Source organism: Pedobacter sp. Bi27, assembly GCF_918698255.1.
Taxonomy (GTDB): Bacteria; Bacteroidota; Bacteroidia; order Sphingobacteriales; family Sphingobacteriaceae; genus Pedobacter.
Genome location: NZ_CAKKMW010000004.1, coordinates 154,538 through 177,773, shown reverse-complemented (window position 1 = coordinate 177,773; position 23,236 = coordinate 154,538). Strand labels below are relative to the sequence as shown.

Below are 23,236 nucleotides of genomic sequence, written 5' to 3'. Positions count from 1 at the left end.
CTCGCAATGACGATCTATTTAGTCATGCTTGCGCTCGTTTCCGAACGAGTGCAAAATAGCATTACGATTTTATCGTTAATTCATCTGCACTTTTAAAGGCTTTAAATCCTTCCCTTTATAAATCTCTTTACCATCTACAAATACCACTAATCCTATGCCCTTATTATATTTTTTCCCAGTTTTATCCCACAGAATAGTCAACGTTTTATGGTGATACGAAACTTGATCTAACATGAACCAATCCCACTGATTTTTAGGGATTAATGGCGAAATTTCGAGCACATTATCCTGACGTGGCTTTATGCCAACCAGATCATTGATGATTAGATCATTAAAGGTGGAATGGTTATAGAAACTACTCCTTGGATTATCACCCTTTAACCATTCTCCTGTTTTCTCATCCTGATACTCACCGATGTAAGGTTTTCCATTTTTGACATGAGAAGCAGCGTACTGGTGTAACTCCTGATAGAAGACTTTGGCGTTCATTTTACCATGTTTTTTATAATTCGTGAGCAGATTTGCCAATCCTTTCAAAGTTTGCGAACTGGCAAAAGGCCAAAGTGCTCCATCCCATTCGCAGCTATGTCCGGTACCTCTTGTTCTAAAGGTTGGGTTTCTTCTTTCGGCAGTTGTTAAACCCCAGGGCGCTTTAAATCCTGCAGTATCCAATAACTGATCCCAGGCCTTTGCATATTTCGATTGATCATCAGGTAAATTGAAATCCCATGGTGTAAAACCGATAGCTTCTCTAACATCCGATGAACCTCCTTTGGCTTTTCTTGTTTCGAAAAACGAGGAAGCAGCATTCCACAAACTATCCTGAACCAATTTTTTAAGCACAATTGCTTTGTTTTTGTATTTGTCGGCCAAGGTTTTTTCACCCAACAAAACCGCAATTTTATCCAAAGCCATGGCATTACCATACATATAACTGTTTATGGTTGGTCGCTGGTTCTGGTCTTTTCGCGAACCACTGATCGATTCTTCCATGCCATCCTTAACATCATGTTGCCAGAAGAGGCCGTTTTTAAGTTGTCTTTCAGCTTCCCATTTGCCATAATCTTTATCCAATGCAGGCAAAATTTCCTTCAAAAATCCCTGATCAGGCTGTACCAGATAATTCTGATAAACGGCATCATCAACCCAGCTGCTAAATTGATGGAAACGTTGTTTCGTTTGGCCAACATCGGCATGGTAAAGCCAGAATTTGATGTAATCTTTTAAATAGCTATTATCCTTTAACCATCTGCCCTCGTAAATATGGTGACCTAATGCGCAGCTAATGGAATTATATTTCCCCGCATGTTTAACTGGCTCGATAAATTCGGTAAAAATGAATCCTTCAGGCGTTTTAACCAGGTGTTTGCGGTAAGTCCACCAGCGGTAATAATAGTTTTGTTCCAATACCGAATCGGGGCATTCGAATAAAGGTGCCTGTTCAGCTAACCATGTAAAGGCCTCGGCATTGGGCACATGGTTTTTAACCGCCTCGGTGTCGATAGAATTGAAATAAGTAACATATTTCTTCAGCTTTTCGGTCCCCAGAATTGATTTCTGCTGTGCAAAGCCTGTAATTGTCAGTACCGACAATGCTGCTGTTGCAATTAAATTTCTTGTATTCATCATTATTCAAATAACCAATCGATATCTTTTCCTCTACCATCCAAACCTGCATTAAAAATCCGCAGTTCCTGTTTGTCATCTATAAACCCTAAAACCAGACAGGCCCCTTTACCTAAATTTAAAGTATGTGTTCCTGCAGGGAAAGAATAAGCATGAACATTTACCGGTGGAAAACCATAAGGAACCAATGCATTCGATATCTTGATTTCAGACTGACCATAGTTATTGGCACTCGCATCTGTTTCCAGTTGTGGAGGGGCAAGATATTGCGGATCTTTCTGATTAAAAAAGCCTATCAGCAACTTTACAGGTGCTTTGGTGCTGAATTTAATTTCGGTTCCAATTTTAATCTGCTTTTCTTTTGCAAGTTTAATCCCCTTTAAACCCACTAATTGCGCTGCAACTTCTTTAATCTTAATTGCAGTATCTGGAAAAAGCAGTGCATCTTTGGCTATCACATAACTTTCTGTTTCGTTTAAGACTTTAACATCAGCACTTTTGTAAGGCACAATTGCAGTTACCGTTCCCTGTTTTATTGATTTCAGAGAATCGATACTTCTTTTAAAATGATTAAGCTCTTTGGTGAAAACCGGTAGCATCTCTTTCCAGTGGATAAAAGTTTTATCCACACCACGCATCGGGATTTTACGCTGTTTGGTTTGCATGCTATTGGCATACAGGTAACTGTGTTTAGTCAATTTAACCAGTTTAGCATAATGATCTACGCTTTTTTGGAGAAAAGGCAATGCCTGCTCTAAATCGGCTACCTGATTCGAATTTTTATATCGCAGTATCCACAGGGCTGCCTTAACTTTTTCAGCATAAAAATTAGCCATTTCATCATAACAGTAGATATCATTTCTAAGTCGCTTAAATTCTGCGGTATCTTTCGTTATACTAGGTGCAGCCTCATTAATAAATTGAATGGCTTTTTTGCCATGTTCAACCACTTCGCGTGCCACCTGAATTGGGGTTTCACCAATATGGCCTTGTTTCTTCCACTCTTTTTCGGCGTATTCGATAATCATTTCGCCTTCTGGGGCTTCCGATTCGTACATTAAGGTAAACAACCCATAACGGAACGGATTAATGAGCTGCGTCATCAGCATGCCCAGGGTCAGTGTTTGTCGGTTGCCATCGGTAATGCCATACCTGCGCAAAAGTTTGGGTGATATCTCACCCGATTCTTCATAGGCATTGAGAATGGCTTTACCTCCAGTTAAATTAGCACCATATTTATTGGCCAGCTCATTTCCCCAATACTTAATTTCTTCACTACGATCCCTTTGCGAATTCCACGAATATCTTGCCCATTCCTTGTACCAGATCCAATCGCGCTCTACTTCCAATAACCTTCCTTTTACCTCATCAGCCGAATACGGCCAATCCCAATAACTCGCTTGAGGATATAAATGCAAGCCTTTTGCACCATAAATCTTGTTCATCGCCTGAACTGATTTCTGGATAAAGTCTGCCGATCCGTAGCGAAAGGGCTCTAGATTAGCTAAAATATGCACGTTAGAGATATTGATCGTTCCAATAGCGGCTAATTTCCTGTTTAAATCGGCCCATGCCCCACGAGGGGTATAAGTAGTTAAAGCCTCACCATTAAACTTATTTTCGGTATATAGATTTTTATATAACGGTAAAGCGGCTTTCATCACGCTTGGTGCGTCGGTATCATGTGCACGCAATACAATCGGAGGTTCTTCCTTTATCCCAGCGGCTTTTAATCCATCTTTTACTCCGGGGATAATTGTTTTGGTGAACCAATCAATATCATCCTGACCAACGCCCTCCATTGCTTCACCTAAAGCCACCATTAAACCAACGTTTGGGTACTTCTCTACAAAAGACGAAATCGATTTTCGGGTATAATCGGCAATTAAAGGAATAATCGGGCGGTTCCGATCTTGTGTTTTCAGGCCATGTTTATCGGCAAATGGTTTAGGAATAATAATATTGTAAAACATCTGGATCACCCAAATGCCACGTTTATCAGCTTCTTTCGTTAAAAACTGGAAGATTTCTTCATTCTTTTTTAAAGTAGCATCATCAACCTCTACTGCATAAGGATAATCTTTTAAGCGCAGCAGCGACGAAAAAGGATGTCCGTTCCATAAATAAAGCGAATTATAGCGGTTTTCGACCATCATATCCAGGTACTTAATCCATAGAGTTTTATCATAAAGCCAAGGGAAAGTTTCAGGGGTGTAAGGATATTCGTAAACATCATGTCCGGGCAGGTAATCTGGTTTCTGTAGACCGATACAGGTACCTCTCAGCACCATTTCAGGTTGATCGGAAAGTGCCAGCTGCGTAGGTAATTTACCGCTACTCTTGATTTGATCTGCCAGTTCTATACAGCCATATAAAGCACCGGATGCATCATTGCCGATTACATAAAGCACCCCGTTTTTCCCGGTATAAATATGAAAGCCCTCTTTTTTGGTCGTTGAAATCTTATTTTTAATCGCTGCTGGAAGGTTATTGACAAAAAGTTTATCAGAAAACACACCAATCGCAATAACATTGTTATTTGAAGCAAGTCTATCCTTTTGTTCGATTTTGGTCGAATAATTTAACTTAACTAAGGCTTTTGATAACTTTTCTGCACCAAAACGCACCCGAACATGATTTTCTGTAGAAATTACAATTGTTTTTTGCACGCGCTCAGCAGCGTTAGAAAATGGTACAGCTAAAAAATAACAGGAAATAAAAATCAGAAAATTTCTCATTCAAATTGGCTCTAATAACAAAACCTATTTTAACAGGTTTTTTATGTGATATTTGGTTAATACTATATTTAAATATAAAGATATTATTCAAATATAAGTAATAATACCGAATGGCTTTGTAAAATTTATGCAAGGTAAGGCTATTAGAATATACAGAATGACATATGACAATATCTGTTAATATTTAGGCAAGAAGATAAAATTTTTAATCAAGAATATTTATTTTATTTGTATTCGTATTCTAATCAATTATAATTTTATAACCATATACATGTTTTCACTAAAAAACAAAAAAGCCGTAGTTACAGGCGGGGGAAGCGGCATAGGAAAAGCTATTGCAACCATTTTAGCTAAACAGGGTGCTGAGGTGCACATCATCGAACTGGGAACAGAACACGCCCAGGATACTTTAGACGAAATTAAAACAAATGGTGGATCAGCATTCAGTTATGGCTGTGATGTTTCAGACCATAATGCGGTTCATGAGGTTTTTAAGCAGATCGGAAATATCAATATCCTGATCAACAACGCAGGTATTGCACATATCGGAAAGGCTGACACTACAGAAGAAGCTGATTTTGACCGTGTAATGCGCGTAAATGTGAAAGGCGTTTATAACTGTTTGCATGCAGCCATTCCACAGATCCGTTTAGCTGGCGGAGGTGTAATTATCAATATGGCCTCAATTGCTGCGCTAATTGGTCTTCCAGATCGTTTTGTTTATAGTGCGGCTAAAGGTGCGGTAAAAGCAATTACCATGAGTGTAGCGAAAGATTATATTGGCGAAAACATCAGGTGTAATTCAATTTCGCCAGCAAGGGTTCATACGCCATTTGTTGACGGCTTTTTACAGAAAAATTATCCGGATAACATCCCTGAAATGTTCGAAAAACTTTCTAAAACACAACCTATCGGCAGAATGGCCAAACCAGAAGAAGTTGGCGCCTTGGCTTTATACCTGTGTAGCGATGAAGCCTCATTTATTACAGGCTGCGATTACCCAATTGACGGTGGATTTACTACCTTAAACAATTAACAAATATTTTCAAACACAATAAAGCATTTTATAATGAAATTAATACGATTTGGCGAAGCCGGAGCTGAAAAACCTGGGGTAATTATAAACGATAATTATTTCGATGTTTCTGCATTGGTTAAAGATTATAATGAAGAATTTTTTGGTGGTGATGGTTTAGCGCAATTAAAGGCTGCTATTCAATCTGCTGATTTACCTCAGGTTGATAAAGGTGTGCGCCTTGGTCCTGCTTTGGCCCGTCCTTCAAAAATTATCTGTGTGGGCTTAAACTATAAAGACCATGCGGCAGAAACCAATGCTCCTATCCCATCAGAGCCCATTTTGTTCTTTAAAGCTACTTCAGCGATTGTTGGACCTAACGATGATCTGATCATTCCAAAAAACAGTAAAAAAACCGACTGGGAAGTTGAATTAGCGATTGTGATTGGTAAAAAAGCGAGTTATGTTGCCGAAGAAAATGCTTTAGACCACATTGCTGGTTATGTTTTACACAACGATTATAGTGAGCGCGAGTTCCAGATCGAAAGAAACGGACAATGGGTAAAAGGAAAAAGCTGTGATACCTTCGCACCTATCGGACCATTTATTGCTACTCAGGATGAAATAGCTGATGTGCACAATCTTCGCCTTTGGTTAACAGTAAACGGAAAAACCTTACAGGATGGTAATACCTCAAATCTGATTTTTAATGTCCCGTTTATGATTGCTTACATCAGTCAGTTTATGACGCTTTTACCAGGAGATGTAATTACGACTGGAACACCTGCTGGCGTAGGCTTAGGTCAAAAACCTGAACCTTGGTATTTAAAAGCTGGCGATGTGGTAGAACTGGGTATTGATGGCTTAGGCTCGAGCAAGCAAACTGTTAAAGCCTACAGTGGAAGCTAATATGAAAAGATACTGTTTAACACTCGATCTTGTAAATGATGAAAAGCTAATAGAAGAGTATAAGCAGTATCATCAATCGGTTTGGCCCGAAATTAAAGAGAGTATTACTTCTTCTGGCATTGATGATCTGGAGATCTATTTGTTAGGAAACAGGCTGTTTATGATTATGGAAGTGAATGAAAGCTTTTCTTTTGAGGAAAAAGGAAAAGCCGATTTAGCCAATCCAAAAGTGCAGGAATGGGAAAATTTGATGTGGAAATTCCAGCAATCACTACCAGGTTCTAAACCTGGAGAAAAATGGATCTTAATGGATCAGATTTTTAAACTTTAAACGCTTTTTTATGATTGATACTCATGTACATTTTTGGAATTTTGATCCGGTTAGAGACAGCTGGATAAATGAAGAAATGACGGCCATCCGCAATGATTTTTCTCCAAAAGATCTTACAGCGGTTTATAGCGATCTTCAAATCACGGGATGTATAGCTGTGCAAGCCAGCCAATCGGAAGAGGAAAACCAGTTTTTGTTATCGCTGGCAGCGCAAAATGATATTGTAAAAGGGATTGTTGGATGGGTAGATTTACTCGATCCGAATTTAGACGAACGTTTAACTTACTGGAGTAATTTTAAGAAGATTAAGGGCTGGCGACATATTTTACAAGCTGAAAACGCAGATTTTATCCTGAATAGAAAGTTTATTGCTGGCGTTAATCTTTTAAAAAAATACAATTACACTTACGATTTATTGTGCTATCACGATCAATTAGCAGCTATCATACAAATGGTTGATCAAATCCCCGATCAACCATTTGTATTGGATCATTGTGGCAAACCGGATGTTAAAAGTCAGGAGATAAAATCTTGGTCTGAAAATATTAAAGTATTGGCTTCAAATCCAAATGTACTTTGCAAAGTATCCGGTTTACTTACTGAAGCAGACTGGAAAAACTGGACAGAGAAAGAGCTTTTTAATTGCTTTGATGTGGTATTCGAACATTTTGGTACTGAAAGGGTAATGTATGGTAGCGATTGGCCGGTAATGCTGCTCAGCAGACCTTATCAGGATTGGTTTAATTTAGTTGCTAAGTACGCTGAGCAATTCTCTGTAGCTGAAAAGAAATTAATTTTCACCGATAATGCGAAGGCGTTTTACAAGGTATAGTTTTATATACGCGCTAACGCTCGTTTCCAACGAGCGTTGAATATTTTATCGTTTAGAACGATATAATCGTTTTCCTATCTATGCACTCTTTTGGAAACGAGCTCAAACAAATTCCAACATAAAAACGATAATTAAAAAATAGCAGATAGAGCAGGATGGAAAATATAATATAAAATATTAGTTTTCGCTTTTTGAAATAGATCTGACCAATACAATATTAAATATGAGTAAAAAGATTACATTCCCTTACAATCCTCAATTTCCTTCTGTAGCTGACTTAAGAAAAAAGGCAAAATCAAGGATTCCTAAATTTGCTTTTGACTACCTGGAGGGTGGTTGTAATGAGGGACTTAATTTATCGCGAAACGAGAGCGACTTCGATAATATTTACCTTAAACCGAATTACTTACGTGTTGGTGGAGACATCGACATGTCGGTTGAATTATTTGGCCGTCGTTACAGTGCTCCATTTGGGATATCTCCGATTGGTTTGCAAGGTTTGATGTGGCCTAATGCACCCGAAATTTTAGCTAAGGCTGCCGCTAAAGCCGATATTCCTTATACATTAAGCACCGTATCCACCAGTAGTATCGAACGAATTGCCGAAGTGTCTGAAGGAAAAGCATGGTTTCAATTGTACCATCCTACGGAGAATAGCCTGAGGGATGATATCTTAAATCGCTTAAAGGCCGTTGAATGCCCGGTATTAGTTGTTCTGGTAGATGTGCCTGCATTTGGTTTACGATATAAAGAAATCAAGAGTGGTTTATCCATTCCACCAAAAATGTCAATCAATAATATCTTACAGGCTTTTGCCCGTCCGCTGTGGGGAATTAAAACCCTACAACATGGAATTCCATCGTTTGCTACCTTAAAGCCTTACATGGAAAAAGGAATGGACATGTCGCAACTTGGGCAGTTCATGAACAAAACATTTACCGGTAAGGTTGATATTGAAAAGGTTTCTGCCATCCGTGATCTTTGGAAAGGACCTTTAGTACTAAAGGGAATCGCGACTGATGAAGATATGCAGGCTGCTATCAAAATTGGTGCCGATGGTGTGATTGTTTCCAATCATGGCGGCAGACAAATTGATGCAGGCGAATCCTCAATCAATTCGCTGATCAAATTGGCGAACAATCCACTATACAAATCAAAATTGAAGATCATGTTAGATGGTGGTATCCGTTCAGGTGTTGATTTAGCAAGAGCACATGCCGTTGGATCAGAATTCAACTTTATGGGCCGGCCTTTTATGTATGGAGTTGGCGCTTTAGGTAATGAAGGAGGCGATCATACCATCAATATGTTCAAAACTCACTTATACCAGATCATGCAACAATTAACCATTGAGAAAATTACCCAATTTCCTGATCGGTTGTTAAACCCTTAAAGCGGAATTTGCAGATAAAATAAACGAAAAAAGCAAGACTTGAAGTCTTGCTTTTTTGCATGAAAATTGACCAATGATCTTAGTCAATTTTCTTAAGTATTGTTATTTCAAAAACTTATAAGTAGTACTTGTTTTATACGTTCCACCTGGTTTAAGCACTGTTGATGCAAAATTTGCATGATTTGGTGCATCAGGAAAATGTTGTGTTTCTAAGCAGAAAGCTGAACGGTGAGGATATGATTTACCACCTTTACCGTCTTTATCGGCTCCTGTTAAGAAATTGCCGCTATAAAACTGTAGGCCTGGCTCAACCGTATAAACTTCCATTGTTATTCCTGTAACCGGACTTTTAACGGTTGCAATAGCCGTTTTGCCATCATGGTGAGTTAATACAAAATTATGATCGTAACCTTTGCCGAACTTTAACTGCTGATCATTTTCTTCGATCGATTTTCCAATGGTTTTCGCTTTGTTAAAATCAAATGCTGTTCCAGCTACAGGCTGCAATTTACCTGTTGGAATAAGGGTAGAATCCACTGGTGTGTAGGCATTAGCATCAATAGTTAGTTCATGGTCCAAAATCGTATTGTTTCCCTCACCATTTAGATTGAAATAAGCATGATTGGTTAAATTTACAACAGTAGTTTTATCAGTAGTAGCTAAATAATCAATCTGTAAAGCATTATCATCAGTTAAGGTATAAGTTACCTTCACATCTAATTTTCCTGGATAACCTGCTTCGCCATCATTTGAAACATAACTCAACTCTAATTTTTGTCCATCTAATTGTTTAGCATCCCAAACTTTCGAAAAAAAGCCATCCGTACCACCATGTAAGGTATTAACACCATCGTTAAGCTGTAAAGCATATTCTTTCCCATCCAGGGTAAATTTACCTTTCCCAATACGGTTTCCGTATCTGCCAATTAAGGCACCAAAAAATGGCTCACCTTTTTTGCGATAAGACCCCACACTATCATAGCCTAAAACTACATCGGTTAACTTGTTGTTTTTATCTGGAACTAAAAGCGATACTACCCTACCTCCGTAATTGGTAATGGAAACTGAAGCACCCTGTTTATTTTTTAAAGTATAAAGTTTCACACTTTTCCCATCAATGGTAGTGGTGTATTTTGACGAATCAGTTTGCTCAGTTGTTTGTGTCCCTTTATCTGATTTTTGGTTACAAGAAGTAAAAGCTACAGCTAAACACAATGTAGCGAAGGGCAAAGCCTTAAGAAATATTTTTTTCATGGATTAAAATTTGAGGAAGCAGACCTGCAATTGCGCACAAAATCAGAAACGGCTTCATATTGATTTATTTTTGGTTAAGGCTAATGTAGGAAAAAATTATTAACGTTAAAGTAACGATTATACTTATTTTTTCATAATATCGGTGAGGATTCTCAACAGTAAAAAAAATCACATAATTTAGCAGCCATATGCATAATTTAAATTTCAAGCCAAAAGCTTTTCTTTTTGATTTGAACGGCACTATGATTAACGATATGGAATACCATACCTTGGCCTGGTATAGCATCATGACAGAAGATTTAGGCGCCAAACTTGATTACGAAAACGTAAAAAAGGAAATGTATGGTAAAAACCACGAAGTTTTAGAACGCGTTTTCGGAAAAGATAAATTTAACGCCGAAGAAATAGAACGCCTTTCTATTGATAAAGAAAAACGGTATCAGGAAGGTTACATGCCGCATTTAGCGCTGATTGAAGGACTGGATGATTTTTTGGAACGCACAAAAGAGGCTAACATTCCAATGGCGATCGGATCTGCTGCGATACCTTTTAATATAGATTTTGTGGTAGATGGATTGAATATCCGTCGTTATTTGGATGCAATTGTGAGTGCGGATGATGTAAAAACGAGCAAACCAGATCCCGAAACTTTTTTAAAGGCAGCGGCAGCATTAAATATAACACCGGAAGATTGCCTGGTTTTCGAAGACGCACCAAAGGGTGTAGAATCGGCTTTAAATGCAGGTATGCCTTGTATTGTATTAACCACAACACATACTATCGAGGAATTTGAAGGTTATCCGAATATCTTGGGTTATATTACAGATTATAACGATGCTAAATTAAATACGCTATTTTAACATGGGAAAATATTTAAATCAAAAACCTGTTCTTGTTGCAGTAGACTGCATTATTTTTGGTTATGACGGCGATCAGCTAAAGCTTTTGGTAATAAAAAGAGCAATAGAACCTGTAAAAGATAAATGGAGTTTAATGGGTGGTTTTATCGGTGAACATGAAGATCTTGATGGTGCCGCCAAAAGGATTTTATTGGAATTAACAGGATTACACGATGTTTACCTGGAGCAACTTCATGCTTATGGTAGTCCTGATCGGGATCCTATCGAACGTACGGTTTCGGTAGTTTACTTTGCGCTGATCGATATTAATAAATACAGTAAACAGATCAATGACCAGTACCATGCCGAGTGGTTTAAGCTAAAAGAAGTTCCCGAATTAATTTTCGACCACGATATGATGGTTAAGGCCGCTATGGATAAAATCCGTTATCAGGCAGCCCTCCATCCTATTTTATTTGAGCTTTTACCAAAACGGTTTACCATACCGCAATTGCAAGCTTTATATGAGCAGGTTTACGATTCGCCGATAGATAACCGAAACTTTATCCGTAAGATTACAGCCAGCGGATTGTTAATTAAACAAGCCGACAAGGACAAATCTAGTTCGCGCCGTGGGGCCTTTTATTTTAAACTGGATAAAAACAAACACAAGGCACAGTTTCAGTCTTTTCTCAATTTTATCCCAAAAGCGAGTGAATAGGCAATGATTTGAAAAAATGTTACCTATTTAAAAATAAATTTTACAATTGTTTTTGGGTTTACAAAATTTAAAATCAACCAGTTAGAAGCGCCAATTTTACATGAACTAAAAAACAATAAAAACATTTTCAAAAAATGTTTGCAAGAAAAGGATAAATCCCTATATTTGCACCTCCTTAAACAAAAGGAAATGATTCCGTAGCTCAGCTGGTAGAGCATTACACTTTTAATGTAGTGGTCCTGGGTTCGAATCCCAGCGGGATCACAGAAAACCTCACAGAAATGTGAGGTTTTTTTGTTTTTATTCTTATTTTTTTTCCGAAAATTTGTAATCTATAAAACTTAGAGGAAAATCAGTGCCGAAAAACTCCCCGGTTCCGAATCAATCTATATACATTACGCCTTCCATTACGATTATAGAAGATCCGCTTATCCAAATTCCATCGTCCACTACTTCTGTCTCAATAACAGAGGGCCTCCTAACATGAGCTCCTTGTAAGATGCGATAACTTTGGTTTCTTTCTACATATCCAAGATTCTCAAGGTAACCGGTTAAAGGCCCCGCTGCAGTTCCGGTAGCAGGATCTTCATCAATACCAATACTGGGGTTAAAAAAACGTGTTTCTGCAAGAAATTCACTTTTGCCATGTTCAGTAGTAAAAAGATAGCAACCTTCAAATCCGAATTTGGAGGAAGCTTCTTTCAAAAGGCTTTTATTTAATACTGCTTTGCTTAAGAATTCCGAATTCTTTATGGGAACCATCAGGTGTCCCACTTCTGTTTTTACAATATTGATATTCCAATCGTTGAGGGTAAGATCTTCAGCACTTAGTCCAATGGCTTCGGCAATTACGCTGGCAGGTACCGTTAGCATGATTTCAGCAGGTCTCTGTTTCATGCCAACATACGGAATTCCATCCTTCTCAGTGATCTTAAGGGGGATCTTTTCACCCGCCATTAACACCCAAGTGTGTCCATGTTGTTCGCGGAAAATATCCCATTTTTTTAAGATAGCCAAGCATACTGCACCCAAAAGATTATGTCCAGCTCCGGTAATCTCAAAATTCGCTGGCGTAAATGACCTTACGCTAAACACTTTTTCAGCTGCCGAATAATTTACAAAAGAAGTTTCTGAATATCCAAACTCCCTAGCGATGTCGTAATATTGTTCCAATTCCAATTGTTCTTCAGTATAAACTACAGACAACTGATTTCCCTTAAATTTTTGATCCGTAAAAACATCCAATACGTAATAGTCAACTTTCTTTTTCATTATTTTCATTTTTATGATTTCAAAATTAACACACAAAACTTTAAGTTTGTTATCGGTTAACCAATGGTTACCGGTTACCTTCTGTTAACTATCAACTTATGGAAACACCAATCAAACGGGAAGCGACCTGCGAGCAGGAGCTGGCGGCTATCCGGGATAGTCTGGAAATACTTGGCGGCAAGTGGAAGCTACGGATTATGCGATATCTTAACAATCATATAGATGAAAAAAACACTTTTAAGAAGATCCAGCGTGAGGTCGAGGGTATATCTGCAAAAATGCTTTCCAAAGAGTTGAGGGAACTTGAAATAAACCTCCTCGTTACCCGAACGGTTATGGAAACCAGGCCTGTTACCGTGAATTATGCGATGACAGAATATGGGCTAAGTGTTTTCCCGGTCACCGAAACATTGGTTGATTGGGGATTAAACCACCGAGAAAAAATAAAGTAGCATTCAAAAGCATTATACCACAGTCCCAATTCAATATTAAGAAAGGGCTAGCCTTTAATACATTACATTGTAAAAAACAATGCTGCTCGCGATCGGGTTAATAGATACAGCAGGCAACTGATAAAATCGAATACAGAAGTATTCGGGATAATGACGGGAGGATCATCAAATACCTCAATAATTTGAATAATCCCAAAGCCGTTTATTGCCCCTTTGTCCAGGCTGCTCTGACACAAGTATAGACCAACGATACCTTAGGACAACTTTCTCTTTACCTTTTATTTAGCGATTGTTAACACGCTGACCTAAAGTGACGTAAATCTTTGATCTACCTGATCTACACCAGGACCATAACTCAACCAAAGCAAGTGCGAAGCATTATGCAAGCAAGTACCCAGCAGGCCTAGCCGGAAGGTGGCCTAAACGTGGGGTAAAGGTGGCATAAAGGTGGACTTTAGAATATTTTTTTTTTGGATTTTTAATCAGATGGATTGATTTGGGATACATCTCTTTTGGTTATCCTAATATACTAAAATTATGGCTGTTTGGAATGGATCATCAAATTAACGGGCAAACGGAATCTTGTTTTTTTACAAACGTGGAATTAAGTTTTGAACTTATTTAGTACCAATTTCTACCTTACCGCCGTTTTTAAACAGATCGTGGGAGATGAAATATCCGTTATTTGCTTTCCCGTTAACTTTAATGTTGGCGATACCCCTTCCCTTCCCAGGTTTAGTTATCGTTAACAATTTGCCTGTACTGGTTTTCCATTTAACCTCATCAAAAAGTGGGGCAGTAACCAAATATTCGGCATCTGTTGCGGAGAATGGATACAAACCTAAAGAACTGAATACATACCAGGCAGACATTTCACCGGCATCATCCATTCCCGAAAGCGCCAAACCATCGCTACCTATACCATACAGCTCATTTAAAATTTTGTCGATTATTTTTTGCGATTTCTCTGGTTTCCCGATAAACGTATAAGCAAAAGGCGCTTCATGATCGGGCTGATTTCCCTGGCAGTATTGACCAATCATGGTTTCTACATTTCTTGCGATATATTTCGGGTTCCAAGGCACAGTGAACAGGGAATCTAATTTAGATTCGAAGCCTTTTGCACCCCCATACAGTTCGATTAAACCTGTCATATCATGAGGCGCATAAAACGAAACCTGCCAGGCGTTGGCTTCCCTGTACATGTATTCGTAATAAGGGTATTGTGGATTAAAAGGTTTAATCCAATCGCCATTCTCTAATCTGCCCCTCATAAAACGTGTTCCCGGATCGAACATATTTTTATAGTTTTTCGATCTAGCCATCAAGGTGCGGTAATTGCTGCTATCGCCCAGTTTTTTAGCGATCTGGGCCAGCGAGTAATCATCGTAAGCGTACTCCAGTGTTTTAGAAACGCCTGCCTTGGCTTTAGTTTCTACATGTGGATTTTTAACATCGGGATCCGAGATATAACCCTTCTCTATATATTCTTTCACAAATGGACGGGCACCACCATCTACATTGGCATTTCGTAATAAAATTTGATAAGTACCCTTGATATCGAAATCATCTATTCCCCTCAAATAAGCGCCAGCAATAGAAGATGCACCATGGTCGCCATGAAAAAACGTCGGAATGAAACCGGTTTTATCGCCAACCTCTTTCATCGATTTAATTACATCCAGGGTAACCTTAGGCGTAATTAAACCCAGCAGTACATCCTTGTTGCGATAAGTATCCCAAAGAGAAGGTTCGGTATAATAGTTGAAATTACCTTTTACTACGTTATGCTTAGCATCTTTAAACTCCCCGTTTATATCACTCCGTAAAGCTGGCCATAAAAAAGACCGGTACAAACAAGAATATAACATTTGCTTCTGTTTTTCGGTACCACCTTTTACTTGTATGGTAGATAAAAGCGTTTCCCATTTTGCTGTAGCTTCACTACGGATCTCCGGAAAAGTCTTGTTACCAATTTCTTGTTCCAAGTTTTCTTTGGCATTAGCCGTACTTACAAACGATAAGCCGATTTTAAGTTCCACAGGTGCTGTACTGCCATCTGCCAAGTGTATAATCGCATAGCCTGAGCGTTTACCTACATCTGTCTGGTCAAGTTTTTCGATCTTGGCATTTACCGTTGCATAGAAATATACATTTTCGCCACCTTGGAATCCCTGTATGGCAGAAGCACCAACTTGTTCGATGTTCCATGTAGAAACCCTGCTATTGGCCTTTCCCATGTCGAAAAGAATCTGTCTGTTAGTAGGATTCTTATAGTCATATTGATGAAATCCACACCTCAAAGTTGAAGTAAGCTTTACATTTACCTTATGGTCTTCAAGATAAACCTGGTAAAAACCTGGTGCCGAACTTTCATTTTTGTGCGAAAATTTAGATCCAAACCTACCGTTAGCATTAGATAATGGTAGAATTGGAATATTGCACAGGTTCCAGTGCCCTTTATTGGTGTGTGCAAAGCCATAAATAGTATCATCTTCATATTCGTAGCCTGCTCCAGATCCAAATTCGGTAATCGGACTTAACTGTACCATTGCATTAGGCAATGAGCTACCTGGAAAAGTTAAACCCGCCCACGATCGCCAACCCTGCGGCAGCTCATAACCTAAAATTTTAGGGTCGGTTAAGGGTGCTGTACCGATAAAAGTGTTTACATACTTGGTAAAAGATGTTTTCGATTGACTTTGAGCGGTATATATGCTCGCAAGGTTCAAAAACAAGATTAAGGTTAGCAATTTGGTTAGCGATTTCATTTTACATAAAACGTTTTAGTGTGTTGCTTCAAATATATAAAATCTATTAAAATCCGATCTAAAATATCATAATAGTTACCAAGTAAAATTTTGTTGTGCCAATTATCGGATGCTTAAATAACTGAATAGTATGCCAATAATCGACATGTATTCATCTACTTAGCGGGCAGCACAATCGTTTGATTATCTATATATTTGATTACACACTAATCAAATAACCTACATGTTTTTTAATTGCAAGCAAGCTATTCTCTGCACGCTACTCTCATTTTTAGCCTTTAGTTTTTTCACGCCAGTTTTCGCTCAACAGAAAGAAAAACCATCTTTATTGCTTTGGGACGATAAACCTGCAAAGACCTGGATGACCGAAGCCTACCCCATTGGTAACGGTCGCATTGGTGGTATGATTTTCGGTGATGTAAATCAGGAACATATTCAGTTTAATGATAATACACTCTGGACCGGAGATGAAAATGATCGCGGTATGTACCAGGCTTTTGGAGATATATTTATTGATTTCGACAATAAAGAACAAAATTTCAGCAATTATACACGGAAATTAAATCTAGCTGATGCAGTTCACTCCATCAGTTACACTCAAAATGGAACCAGTTATAAACGTGAATATTTCTGCAGCTTTCCGGATAAAGTAATGGTTTTAAGGTTAACTTCTGATCAAAAAAAATCATACTCAGGAACGGTTAGGCTTAAAAACGCACATCAGGGTGTCATAACTGTTCGTGGAAATACCATCCGATTTGTAGGCAAATTATCAAATGGAATGCCTTATCAGGCAAATGCTTTGATTAAAATCGAAAACGGCAGCAGCCATTCAGTTAAAAATGATGACGGAGAAGGATTAAAAATCGAAAATGCCGATGCCATAACCATCCTCTTTACCGCTGCTACTAATTATAGCAACAAACGTAGTCAGAATTGGAAAGGCGAAGAACCTGCTTCCAAGATAGACCGTATCCTAAAACAAGCAGCTACAAAATCATACTCAAGTCTTTTAAAAGCACACGTTCAGGATTACCAGCAATTATTTAACCGTCTGGCTATTAATTTAGGTGAGCATGACATTAAAAACAACAGTTTACCAACTTATCAAAGGCTAATCAATTATAAAAAGACTCCTGATCCAGCCTTAGAAGCATTAATTTTTCAATACGGAAGATACCTTTTGATCAGTTCATCAAGACAGGGCGGTTTACCGGCCAACCTGCAAGGTCTTTGGAACGAAAGCAATACTCCACCTTGGGGCAGCGATTATCATTCTAACATCAATATCCAGATGAATTATTGGCTGGCTGAGCCGACCAATCTTTCTGAATGTCAGCTCCCATACCTGGATTATATTAACAGCATGCGGGAAGTGAGTGCTATAGCCACACGCAAACAATATCCGAATACCCGCGGCTGGACCGTAAAAACAGAAAATAATATTTTTGGCGGAATGAGTTTTTTATGGAACACGCCCGGTAGCGCGTGGTATGCACAAGCACTGTGGGAGCATTACGCTTTTACAAAAGACAAGGATTATCTAAAGAATTTTGCTTACCCGATTATCAAAGAAATATCGGAGTTTTGGGATGACCACTTGAAAAGAAGACCAGATGGTACTTTGGTATCGCCATTGGGCTGGTCGCCAGAACATGGGCCAACTGAAGATGGCGTAACCCACGATCAGCAAATTGTGTACGATTTATTCACCAATTATATAGAAGCTGCCGAAATTTTAGGCATTGATAGTGATTACAAAAAACACATTGCAGACCTTAAAGCACATTTATTAAAACCAAAAATTGGCAAATGGGGCCAATTACAGGAATGGGAAACCGACCGTGATGATCCAAAAGATCAACATAGACACATTTCTCATCTTTTTGGCCTGTATCCAGGGAGAGAAATCAGCACCATTAAAACACCAGAACTGGCCAAAGCTGCAAGGGTAACTTTAACGGCCCGTGGCGACGAATCGACAGGATGGTCTATGGCCTGGAAAATCAACTTTTGGGCCAGACTACAGGATGGAAATCATGCATACAAAATATTACAGAACTTCATTACGCCAGTAGGTGGCTCAGGTACCGATTACAACAAAGGTGGCGGGATTTATTCGAATCTTTTCTGTGCACATCCGCCCTTCCAGATTGATGGAAATTTTGGTTACACTGCCGGCGTTTCAGAAATGCTTTTACAAAGCCAGGCTGGTGAATTGCAATTTTTACCTGCCCTGCCCGATCAGTGGTCAACAGGAAGTGTTCAGGGTTTAAGAGCAAGAGGTAACTTCGAAATTACCGATCTGCAATGGAAAGATGGTAAAGTTATAAAGCTGTCGGTCAAATCGTTATCAGGCGAAGATTGTATGGTGAGATCTCCTAATGCGTTAAAACCTAAGCTTAAAGGCACCAATGAAGAAAAATCCGGAAATGACTTTAAATACAGTTTTAAAACACAGGTGGGGAAAGTATATAGTTTTGAAGGCTAAAGCAAATGAGAGAATTATTGAATGATTGAGTTTTGAATGATTGAATGTTGGAGTAACCTGTTTAACCCTTCCGTCATTCACTCATTCAATTATTCACTTCCAAACATTTCTCTTCTAATTTTCGTTTAATAGTAAATATTTTTTTTTATGAGCACATCCGATAAACTATTAACCGAACATAATGCTAAAGTTGTTGTACTTGACTTTATCAATGCCTTAAACACCGAAAACTTTGAAACGGCCAGAGCACAACTGCATGACGATATGACTTTTAAAGGTGTTATGGGTGAAAGAAATGGCGCCGATGTTTATATTGAAGACATGAAGAAAATGAAATTCAAATACGATGTTAAAAAAGTTTTTGTAGATCAGGAAGAAGTTTGTCTTTGGTACGATATCAATATGGGAGAAAAAACAATCTTTTCAAGCGGCTGGTACAAACTGGAAGACGAAAAGATTAAATCATTCCAGGTGATATTCGATCCGAGGCCAATTTTATAATTAGCACACCTGTTTGAGCTTCTTCACTATAATGTGATGTTTTTCCAATTGAAAAAGAAACATTAAAAACTCATCCGTTTCACTGATTTCAATACTTTTAACGGTACCAGATTGGCCCTTTCCATCTGTTATAACCTCTCCTACCTTAATTTCTAAAAGTGTAGAAGTAGGCAAATGATCATTTATTATTGTCATTCTGTTAAAGTTAAGTACAACGTGAACATTTTTTTTTAAAACTGTTGAAGATACCTTATTGTTCTACTATGGACATTGGCAATTTCTGATACAACGTATGGAAAGATAAAACAAAACCGTATTGATTGGGAATAGAACTGATGTCAAAATCAGTCATTAACAACAATCAATACGGTCGTTTATATTAAGCTTTTAATAAAGCTGGTTTTTCATGATAGGTTCTCCAAAGTAACTCACCAAACAAAGTGTTAGACCAGGCAAACCAAGCCCTTGTAAAGTTTGCAGGGTTATCTTTATTGAAAGACTCATGCATAAAACCTTTACCAGCGTGTGTTTTGCGTAACATTTCAATACAGGCTTTAATCTCGGCATCATCTTTTGAGGTTAAGGCACGCATGGTGATACTCATTGGCCAGATCATATCCTGACCAGCGTGTGGCCCACCAATTCCCTCGGCAGCTGTACCTTTAAAGAAATATGGATTGTCTTTAGAAAGAGCGAATTTTCTTGTGTTTTGATAGATCGGATCTTCAATTTTCATTGCACCTAAATAAGGTAAGCCCAACAAGCTTGGCACATTAGAATCGTCCATCAGATACGAACTTCCAAAACCATCTACCTCAAAGGCGTAAATTTTGCCATATTTTGGATGATTAACGATAGCGTGTCTTTGTAGCGCTGCACTCACTTCATCAGCCAGGTTTAACAAACCGCTTTCCAAAGCCTGGTCGTGCTGTAAAGCTTTAATCATTTCTGCTGCCTGCTTTAAGCTCGATACCGCAAAAAAGTTAGAAGGAACCAGGAATGGGAAAATGGTAGCATCATCACTCGGACGGAATGCCGAACAGATTAATCCAACCGGATTTACCGGAAAACCATAACCCGCCATCGGTAATGAATCGGTAGGTTGGGTAGTTTCGCGTTGAAAATGATATGGTCCTTTATCCGTTTTTCGCTGTTGTTCTTTAAATGTTTGTAAAGTAGCTTCAATTCCTTTTTTCCAATTGGTATCAAAAGGTGTTTTATCGCCTGTTTTTTTCCAGTAATGGTAAGCCAGGCGGATTGGATAACATAAAGAATCTATTTCCCATTTACGCTCGTGTACACCAGGCTGCATGGCCGTTTTATCGGTTTTCCATTCACCTACCTTTGTGGCATCGCCATAAAAAGCATTTGCATAAGGATCTTTTAAAACACATTTTGTTTGGTGGATAATTACGCCAGCTATCAATTTTTTAAGTGCTTCATCTTCGTTTACGAACTGAAGATATGGCCAAACCTGTGCTGAACTATCGCGCAACCACATCGCATCAATATCACCGGTAATTACATAAGTATCCGGTCTGCCATCTTTTTCTGAATGATAAACCGTAGTATCTAAAGTATTGGGGAAACAGTTTTCGAACAGCCAGGCCAATTCGGGGTTTTTAACGTTTGCCTGGAAAGTTTTAATTGCGGCATCTACAGCTTTACTTTGAAAGTGTCGTTTTGCGGCAGCTACACGTACCACAGGAAATTCTGGTGCAAGATTAGCGGCAAAAGAAAATTTCGATGCGACAACTCCTGCCCCTAACAAGCCTGTGTTTTGTATAAATGTTCTTCTTTTCATTATGATGTGTTATGATATTTTGTTTTAATTTCTACTAAACGAAATCTATACATTATCGATTATGATAAGTAATAATGGTAAGATATTATTCGGTTAGCGCTTAACAAATATTATGATAATTTTTCGAACATCAAAATCATTATAGTCAATTAAACTATTCCTAAATCGATTTTCTTATGCATCATACAGAAATAGATTCAGATCACATCTTTGACGGACCTAAAGGTAATAATTATGCCGGTAAAAATAATTTTGAATGCCTATATTTAAATAACCAAACCTATTCCTATGAATGCTGATAACAGTACGCTATCTAAACGCATTTTATCTATTGATATACTCCGCGGATTAGTGATGATCATTATGGCGCTGGACCATACCAGAGATTTCTTTCATATTGGTGCCATGACCGGCGATCCGCTAAATCCGGATACCACTACAGGAATGTTATTTTTTACCCGTTGGATTACGCATTTCTGTGCACCAACCTTTGTTTTCTTATCAGGATTATCTGCTTATTTATCGGCACAGAACAAAACAGCTGCTCAGGCGAGTTCATTTTTATTAAAACGGGGTTTATGGTTAATACTGATCGAAATTGTTGTCATCACATTCGGGTTAACCTTTAATCCAACCTATAATTTTATTATTCTTCAGGTGATCTGGGCTATAGGAAGCAGTATGATATTCCTTGGATTGGCCAGCCGCATTTCTTATAAAACTGTGCTGATAACGGGCCTGATACTGGTTTTTGGGCATAATCTCTTCAATTTATTCCCTGCTCCGGCAGATTCAAATGGCGATTTGATCTTAAAAATATTTTTCACGGCATCAGGAACCGTTGTGCCGCTTTCTGCCAATCATTTGGTTGGTGTATTTTATGCCATCCTCCCATGGACGGGTGTAATGTTTGTGGGTTATGGCGTTGGCGCCTGGTATAAAAAAGATTATGCTGCCGATCGCCGGCAACGCAATTTATTAATTGTAGGTTTGCTCACTATCTTTGTGTTTATCTCTTTGAGATTGATCAATATATATGGCGATCCCGTTCCGCGGAAAGAACATCACGATTTCTTTAAGAACCTACTTGCTTTTTTTAATGTAAACAAATATCCGCCATCTTTACAGTATATCGCGATGACTTTAGGTCCGGCCATGCTATTTCTGGCTTTTACTGAAAACCTGAGCAACCGGTTTACCAGAATAGCTTCTGTATATGGTGCTGTCCCCTTCTTCTATTATGTACTGCACTTTTATCTATTGCACACCCTTTTAATTGTGGTGTTTTTTGCCACAGGACATACTACCAAAGAAATTGTGCAGGTACCATTTTGGTTTAGGCCTGCAACGTTTGGGTTTAATTTGCCAATAGTATATCTAATCTGGTTTTGTGTAGTAGCCGCTTTGTATCTTCCTTGCAGGTGGTTTAAACGATATAAGGAAACACACCAGCAATGGTGGTTAAGGTATGTTTAAGAGTATATCATAAAGGCGAATTCACCTCAGATGCTATCGTGTTCTACAAAGTACTCCTACGGAGCGCCTCCCGATGAAAATCGGGACAAGTCGTCGAAACACCTCAAAGCATATTGTAATGGCCTTTCAACAGGTTATCAATGACAGTCGTAACAGCGTGGTCGTCTTTCCCGCGCAGGGCTATAGTGTGGACACATCTTTATATGTGTGGGTTTTTCGACGTTATGCTGGCCTTCTTTAATAATACACAGGTTTTACAGAAGAACGTCTGTCAATCCCAAGTGGCAGGAAATCAAAAAACAGGTGCAGAATAGAACAAAATAGCACTACCAAACCTAAAACGCAGTGGTTTTGTGTTTATAAAGCTAATTTAAAGTTTTAAGAATATTGAAACACAAAACGAAGTGCCGCTGTTTTTTGATGAGCTTGGGGGGTGAGGAGCCACATTGCCGGATTGACAAAGCGCTTTGGGTACTTTGGCGCTCCAAAGTACCATGCCCCGCGGCAAAGAGCGGAAAAGACTATGTTTGCTTAGTTTAATGTTTTTTCGAAATAAATGCCCCTTTATAGCTGGAAAGATGCTGATCCCGGACATTCGGGACGGCATGATGACCACCTCAATGAAATGTACTAAAAAAACATATATAGAGTTAACAGAAGATGTGTCCACACGATAGGCATACGCGAGAATCTTAAAGCGCTTGCACTTCGATTCCTTGGAAGGAGTGATCTTTGGACTATGTTAAAAGATCTCTCCACTGCGGTCGAGATGACGATTTTCTTACCTGTAACCTCACAACTTTGTTTTTTG

At 38.6% G+C, this 23,236-nt stretch carries 18 protein-coding genes and 1 tRNA gene; 12 read left to right on the top strand and 7 right to left on the bottom strand.

From position 1 onward, the window contains the following. Positions 1 to 75: 75 nt before the first annotated feature. Positions 76 to 1,629, bottom strand: coding sequence for a glycosyl hydrolase family 65 protein (locus tag LQ227_RS14750; protein WP_230140803.1), 1,554 nt, complete (start codon positions 1,627 to 1,629; stop codon positions 76 to 78). Further along, complete coding sequence (locus LQ227_RS14745) at positions 1,629 to 4,364, bottom strand: hypothetical protein (RefSeq protein WP_230149796.1); 2,736 nt, start codon at positions 4,362 to 4,364, stop codon at positions 1,629 to 1,631. The genes LQ227_RS14750 and LQ227_RS14745 overlap by 1 nt, the downstream gene beginning before the upstream one ends. A 271-nt stretch (positions 4,365 to 4,635) precedes the next feature. Between LQ227_RS14745 and LQ227_RS14740 the strand changes: the two genes are divergently transcribed. The 5 genes from LQ227_RS14740 (at position 4,636) to LQ227_RS14720 (ending at position 8,844) form a co-directional block, all read left to right on the top strand. After that, entirely contained in the window at positions 4,636 to 5,400 is a 765-nt protein-coding gene (locus LQ227_RS14740; RefSeq protein WP_230140800.1) for an SDR family NAD(P)-dependent oxidoreductase, read from the top strand. Between the two features lie 33 nt (positions 5,401 to 5,433). Beyond that, entirely contained in the window at positions 5,434 to 6,288 is an 855-nt protein-coding gene (locus LQ227_RS14735; protein ID WP_230140798.1) for a fumarylacetoacetate hydrolase family protein, read from the top strand. Position 6,289: 1 nt separating this feature from the next. Next, positions 6,290 to 6,619 (top strand): L-rhamnose mutarotase, encoded by a 330-nt coding sequence (locus LQ227_RS14730; RefSeq protein WP_230149795.1) that lies wholly within the window; start codon positions 6,290 to 6,292, stop codon positions 6,617 to 6,619. 10 nt (positions 6,620 to 6,629) lie between these two features. Beyond that, positions 6,630 to 7,451 carry an amidohydrolase gene (locus tag LQ227_RS14725; protein ID WP_230149793.1) on the top strand — a complete coding sequence of 274 codons (822 nt, stop codon included), beginning with the start codon at positions 6,630 to 6,632 and terminating at the stop codon, positions 7,449 to 7,451. 223 nt (positions 7,452 to 7,674) lie between these two features. After that, positions 7,675 to 8,844 (top strand): alpha-hydroxy acid oxidase, encoded by a 1,170-nt coding sequence (locus LQ227_RS14720; RefSeq protein ID WP_230149792.1) that lies wholly within the window; start codon positions 7,675 to 7,677, stop codon positions 8,842 to 8,844. Between the two features lie 102 nt (positions 8,845 to 8,946). Here the strand turns inward: LQ227_RS14720 and LQ227_RS14715 are convergent, their stop codons facing one another. Then, positions 8,947 to 10,098 (bottom strand): aldose epimerase family protein, encoded by a 1,152-nt coding sequence (locus LQ227_RS14715; RefSeq protein WP_230140789.1) that lies wholly within the window; start codon positions 10,096 to 10,098, stop codon positions 8,947 to 8,949. 188 nt (positions 10,099 to 10,286) lie between these two features. On the opposite strand from LQ227_RS14715, the gene LQ227_RS14710 reads away from it, so the two are divergent. The 3 genes from LQ227_RS14710 (at position 10,287) to LQ227_RS14700 (ending at position 11,922) form a co-directional block, all read left to right on the top strand. Further along, on the top strand, positions 10,287 to 10,958 hold the full coding sequence (locus LQ227_RS14710; RefSeq protein ID WP_230149791.1) for an HAD family phosphatase: 672 nt from the start codon (positions 10,287 to 10,289) through the stop codon (positions 10,956 to 10,958). 1 nt (position 10,959) lies between these two features. Beyond that, positions 10,960 to 11,658 (top strand): NUDIX domain-containing protein, encoded by a 699-nt coding sequence (locus LQ227_RS14705; protein WP_131029862.1) that lies wholly within the window; start codon positions 10,960 to 10,962, stop codon positions 11,656 to 11,658. A 191-nt stretch (positions 11,659 to 11,849) separates the two neighbouring features. After that, positions 11,850 to 11,922: transfer RNA gene (locus LQ227_RS14700), tRNA-Lys, on the top strand. 117 nt (positions 11,923 to 12,039) lie between these two features. Here LQ227_RS14700 and LQ227_RS14695 read toward each other — a convergent pair. Continuing rightward, complete coding sequence (locus LQ227_RS14695) at positions 12,040 to 12,930, bottom strand: PhzF family phenazine biosynthesis protein (RefSeq protein ID WP_230149790.1); 891 nt, start codon at positions 12,928 to 12,930, stop codon at positions 12,040 to 12,042. A 98-nt stretch (positions 12,931 to 13,028) separates the two neighbouring features. On the opposite strand from LQ227_RS14695, the gene LQ227_RS14690 reads away from it, so the two are divergent. After that, positions 13,029 to 13,382 carry a helix-turn-helix domain-containing protein gene (locus tag LQ227_RS14690; RefSeq protein ID WP_057935120.1) on the top strand — a complete coding sequence of 118 codons (354 nt, stop codon included), beginning with the start codon at positions 13,029 to 13,031 and terminating at the stop codon, positions 13,380 to 13,382. 617 nt (positions 13,383 to 13,999) lie between these two features. Here the strand turns inward: LQ227_RS14690 and LQ227_RS14685 are convergent. Beyond that, positions 14,000 to 16,153 (bottom strand): GH92 family glycosyl hydrolase, encoded by a 2,154-nt coding sequence (locus LQ227_RS14685; RefSeq protein WP_230149789.1) that lies wholly within the window; start codon positions 16,151 to 16,153, stop codon positions 14,000 to 14,002. A gap of 223 nt (positions 16,154 to 16,376) precedes the next feature. Here LQ227_RS14685 and LQ227_RS14680 point away from each other — a divergent pair, with 223 nt between their 5' ends. After that, positions 16,377 to 18,644: a glycoside hydrolase N-terminal domain-containing protein gene (locus tag LQ227_RS14680; RefSeq protein WP_230149788.1), complete on the top strand. Its 2,268-nt coding sequence runs from the start codon at positions 16,377 to 16,379 to the stop codon at positions 18,642 to 18,644. 147 nt (positions 18,645 to 18,791) lie between these two features. Continuing rightward, a complete protein-coding gene (locus tag LQ227_RS14675; protein WP_230140771.1) occupies positions 18,792 to 19,145 on the top strand; it encodes a nuclear transport factor 2 family protein in 354 nt (117 codons plus the stop codon). Here the strand turns inward: LQ227_RS14675 and LQ227_RS14670 are convergent, their stop codons facing one another. Together LQ227_RS14670 and LQ227_RS14665 are read right to left on the bottom strand one after the other, a co-directional pair. Continuing rightward, entirely contained in the window at positions 19,146 to 19,340 is a 195-nt protein-coding gene (locus LQ227_RS14670) for a hypothetical protein (protein ID WP_230140769.1), read from the bottom strand. Positions 19,341 to 19,524: 184 nt separating this feature from the next. Continuing rightward, positions 19,525 to 20,949, bottom strand: a complete 1,425-nt coding sequence (locus tag LQ227_RS14665) for a glycoside hydrolase family 125 protein (protein ID WP_230140767.1) — start codon at positions 20,947 to 20,949, stop codon at positions 19,525 to 19,527. Positions 20,950 to 21,237: 288 nt separating this feature from the next. On the opposite strand from LQ227_RS14665, the gene LQ227_RS14660 reads away from it, so the two are divergent. Then, positions 21,238 to 22,425: a DUF1624 domain-containing protein gene (locus LQ227_RS14660; protein WP_230149787.1), complete on the top strand. Its 1,188-nt coding sequence runs from the start codon at positions 21,238 to 21,240 to the stop codon at positions 22,423 to 22,425. Positions 22,426 to 23,236 lie beyond the last annotated feature (811 nt).

Excerpts from the sequence above, each read along its gene's own strand:
- LQ227_RS14680 (WP_230149788.1), top strand. The coding sequence starts at position 16,377 with ATGTTTTTTAATTGCAAGCAAGCTATTCTCTGCACGCTACTCTCATTT.
- LQ227_RS14675 (WP_230140771.1), top strand. The coding sequence starts at position 18,792 with ATGAGCACATCCGATAAACTATTAACCGAACATAATGCTAAAGTTGTT.
- LQ227_RS14665 (WP_230140767.1), bottom strand. The coding sequence starts at position 20,949 with ATGAAAAGAAGAACATTTATACAAAACACAGGCTTGTTAGGGGCAGGA.
- LQ227_RS14670 (WP_230140769.1), bottom strand. The coding sequence starts at position 19,340 with ATGACAATAATAAATGATCATTTGCCTACTTCTACACTTTTAGAAATT.
- LQ227_RS14715 (WP_230140789.1), bottom strand. The coding sequence starts at position 10,098 with ATGAAAAAAATATTTCTTAAGGCTTTGCCCTTCGCTACATTGTGTTTA.
- LQ227_RS14730 (WP_230149795.1), top strand. The coding sequence starts at position 6,290 with ATGAAAAGATACTGTTTAACACTCGATCTTGTAAATGATGAAAAGCTA.
- LQ227_RS14750 (WP_230140803.1), bottom strand. The coding sequence starts at position 1,629 with ATGATGAATACAAGAAATTTAATTGCAACAGCAGCATTGTCGGTACTG.
- LQ227_RS14735 (WP_230140798.1), top strand. The coding sequence starts at position 5,434 with ATGAAATTAATACGATTTGGCGAAGCCGGAGCTGAAAAACCTGGGGTA.
- LQ227_RS14685 (WP_230149789.1), bottom strand. The coding sequence starts at position 16,153 with ATGAAATCGCTAACCAAATTGCTAACCTTAATCTTGTTTTTGAACCTT.
- LQ227_RS14745 (WP_230149796.1), bottom strand. The coding sequence starts at position 4,364 with ATGAGAAATTTTCTGATTTTTATTTCCTGTTATTTTTTAGCTGTACCA.
- LQ227_RS14705 (WP_131029862.1), top strand. The coding sequence starts at position 10,960 with ATGGGAAAATATTTAAATCAAAAACCTGTTCTTGTTGCAGTAGACTGC.
- LQ227_RS14690 (WP_057935120.1), top strand. The coding sequence starts at position 13,029 with ATGGAAACACCAATCAAACGGGAAGCGACCTGCGAGCAGGAGCTGGCG.
- LQ227_RS14725 (WP_230149793.1), top strand. The coding sequence starts at position 6,630 with ATGATTGATACTCATGTACATTTTTGGAATTTTGATCCGGTTAGAGAC.
- LQ227_RS14695 (WP_230149790.1), bottom strand. The coding sequence starts at position 12,930 with ATGAAAAAGAAAGTTGACTATTACGTATTGGATGTTTTTACGGATCAA.
- LQ227_RS14660 (WP_230149787.1), top strand. The coding sequence starts at position 21,238 with ATGAATGCTGATAACAGTACGCTATCTAAACGCATTTTATCTATTGAT.
- LQ227_RS14710 (WP_230149791.1), top strand. The coding sequence starts at position 10,287 with ATGCATAATTTAAATTTCAAGCCAAAAGCTTTTCTTTTTGATTTGAAC.
- LQ227_RS14740 (WP_230140800.1), top strand. The coding sequence starts at position 4,636 with ATGTTTTCACTAAAAAACAAAAAAGCCGTAGTTACAGGCGGGGGAAGC.
- LQ227_RS14720 (WP_230149792.1), top strand. The coding sequence starts at position 7,675 with ATGAGTAAAAAGATTACATTCCCTTACAATCCTCAATTTCCTTCTGTA.